The sequence below is a fragment of the Streptomyces sp. NPDC051133 genome (genome assembly GCF_040682635.1).
Taxonomy (GTDB): domain Bacteria; phylum Actinomycetota; class Actinomycetes; order Streptomycetales; family Streptomycetaceae; genus Streptomyces.
Genome location: NZ_JBFBBK010000168.1, coordinates 1 through 2,719, shown reverse-complemented (window position 1 = coordinate 2,719; position 2,719 = coordinate 1). Strand labels below are relative to the sequence as shown.

At 64.7% G+C, this 2,719-nt stretch carries 1 protein-coding gene and 2 pseudogenes; 1 reads left to right on the top strand and 2 read right to left on the bottom strand.

All coding sequences use genetic code 11. From position 1 onward, the window contains the following. Window positions 1-867: 867 nt before the first annotated feature. Window positions 868-1,851, bottom strand: coding sequence for a helix-turn-helix transcriptional regulator (locus tag AB0N17_RS45940; RefSeq protein WP_366017626.1), 984 nt, complete (start codon window positions 1,849-1,851; stop codon window positions 868-870). A gap of 625 nt (window positions 1,852-2,476) precedes the next feature. Here AB0N17_RS45940 and AB0N17_RS45935 point away from each other — a divergent pair. Further along, window positions 2,477-2,581 (top strand): annotated as a pseudogene (locus tag AB0N17_RS45935) (hypothetical protein); the annotation flags it as partial. 50 nt (window positions 2,582-2,631) lie between these two features. Here AB0N17_RS45935 and AB0N17_RS45930 read toward each other — a convergent pair. Then, window positions 2,632-2,719 (bottom strand): annotated as a pseudogene (locus AB0N17_RS45930) (DUF6192 family protein); the annotation flags it as partial.

Below are 2,719 nucleotides of genomic sequence, written 5' to 3'. Positions count from 1 at the left end.
GCCTGGCGGTCCCCAACGAACAGGGTTAACTTCCGCTCCCTAGCGTAGGCAGGTCGGGGACTGGCGCGGTGGCTTCCGCTCCGTTTCCAGCCCCCGCCGCTTCGAACCGTGCGTGCGATGCTCCCGCACGCGGCTTTCCGGCATCGTTCACCGACTGGCATGCGCCGTCGCCCCGTGCACGCTTCCGGTCAGGTGGGAGACCCCGAGCCGGGTGGCTCATCCATAAATGAATCGGGTGGTCCAGTTCCGGCCCCGAAGTCTGTGTCTCCGGCCGGCGAAGATCGCCAACCGTTCGTGGACGCAGCCGTCGACCGCGCCGAACTTTCGCCCCAGAGTGCCCATTACGGAAGTACACCGACCGCCCCCAAAGTAGGGGGCCGGGGGCGACGACCACGGCTGTCACCCTATTCGGTCTTCGAGCGGGAGGTGGCTGCACGGACCTTGTCCCGCCGCACCATCATCGCTCGGGCTGAGGGCCAGCGTTGCAGGTGGAACCTGCCTCGCCATTTCCATGATTCGACTTTCCGGTGGTGGAAGCCGAGGGAGTCGAAGCGCTGCCCACCCCAGGTGAAACAGGTGATCCAGGACTTCTCGGGATGCAGTCACATCCCGAGCCGTTCCAGCACCTCGCTGCCAACTGCTGGGCCCGTTCGGCCCATTGTTGGTCGGCGAGAGGACCACGAAATCGTCGCAGTACCTCACCCAGTACCCCCAGCTTCTCGTCTCAAGCACGACCCACAGACTCGGAATGACCTCTTTGGTCTTGGTGTCTCGGGCGGTACCACTGCTTCGGCGGGCAAGCAGTGCCAGCCCGCAGGATGCCTGTCGTGTCGAGGCAAGGCGTAGGTCGGCGGGGCACACGCGTCTTTAGGGAAGCCAGCCCTTCAGCGTGGCTCGCACTCCGGCTTGGAAGCGGTTGGTGGCCTCAAGCCGCTCCATGATGCCGGCGATCACGCGACTGGTTGACCGTCCCGACAGGCCGATCTGCCGAGCGATGGCTTCGTCCTTCTTTCCTGCTGCCATGAGCCGGAGCACGGCAAGTTCGAGGTCGGTCGGCTTGTTGTCTTCCTGCCGGTCGTAGGCAGCGAAGTCGATGGCACGTTCCCAATGGGAAGTGAAGAGGTGGCTGAGTAAACGCAGGACCGCAGGATCACGGATCACGACAGCACCGGCGGCAGTGTTCTCCTGGTCCAGGGGGATGACCGCCGCGGCATCGTCGTAGATCAGCATGCGTGACGGGAGCAGACTGGTGCTTCTGACCTGTGCTCCGCCTGCGCAGATCGTTTCGGCGTACTGAGTAGTGGCGCGGTGGTTGCGGGCGGCGTGCTGGAAGAGGGTGCGGATCGCTACGCCTCGCTCCAGCGTTGCTAGGTCGAGCGGGATCGCTGCCTTGATGGCGCGTACGCTCTGGCCTCCTCCAGGAACCATGGCGTCGATGCTCTTCTCGCAGGTTCTTGCGAGGTCGTCTATTACCGCACGGATCCCGTCGATGCCTTCGATGACCTCGATGCGGTCCTTGACGGACCGCATGCTCCTGGCCTCCAGGTAGGCCACAGTCCATGTACCCAGGCGTGCGCGGACTGCCGCGATCTGGGAATTCTGGTCGAGCATGGCTTGTTCTGCATCAGCCAGCAAGATGTCGGCTGCGGTGTCCGGGCTGACCGCCACCCACCCATCTCCCAAGGCGGGTTGCAGGAGTTGGGCCGTCCTGAGCATCTCTTTTGCTTCTTCTACGCGTTCGACCGGGAGACCCAGCAACTCCGATATCTGGCAAGCGGATAGCGACGGCGTGGTTACGTGAACCTGGTAAACGGCCATGTCCGTCTCGCTCAGGTCCGGGAACTTCTGCATTTCTCATCTCCTCCTGGCGACAACTTGCCAGGCGGGAGGACGCCAAGGCAAACCGTTGGCCTGAGCACGCGTCTTGGCCAGGATTGCGGATGGCAAGCAACCCGAAGACTTGCCCGCACCGACCTGAGAGACATAGATGCACACCGAAGTGATGCTCGGTCGGGAAGCGGCTGATGCCGCCGATGTGGCCAGCATCTTCGCGGCCAGCACGTTCCCAGGCCGGGCAGCGACGTGAGGCTGGTCCGGGAGGCGGCGAGAGCGCCGCGCATCTGGGCCTCATTGTCCATGGCCTGGCGGTCGAGCCGAGGCAGGTCAGCCAGCAGGTCGCGGTCGATGTCGCGGCGGCAGTTGTCCGTCGCGGTGGCCGGCCGTATGCCCTTCATCAAGGTGGCGGCCTTCCCAGCCGATAGTCCGGTGAGGGCGCCGCCGGGCAGTAGGTCACGCAGGACGGCGTGGAGACGGTTGGTAGTGCTGGATTCCTCTTTGGCTGGGTATATGTCCTGATGGCGGGGTAGTTGACGGTGCTCGGGGACGGGTGCTGGACGATGGTGTTATGGGCACGACCGGGGCGTGACGAGGACGAACCGGCCGTCATTCGTCGATTGTCGCGGGCACGGAAGGTTTTGTGAGATGCAGCGATGCGGGCCCGGATGATCGAGCTGAGCTGGGCGGGGCTGTGGGTGCCGGCGCCGCGGAACTGGACTGCAGCCAGAAGACGGTCCGGTGCTGGCTTCATCGCTTCAACCGCTCAGGCCTGCAAGGGCTGGATGATCTGGGAGGGCGGACCTTGTCCTCCGCCGACACTTTGGCCGCGACCTGGGGACGCTTCAGGAAGTCGGTGGTGACCGCCGCCGCGACGTCCGCGTCC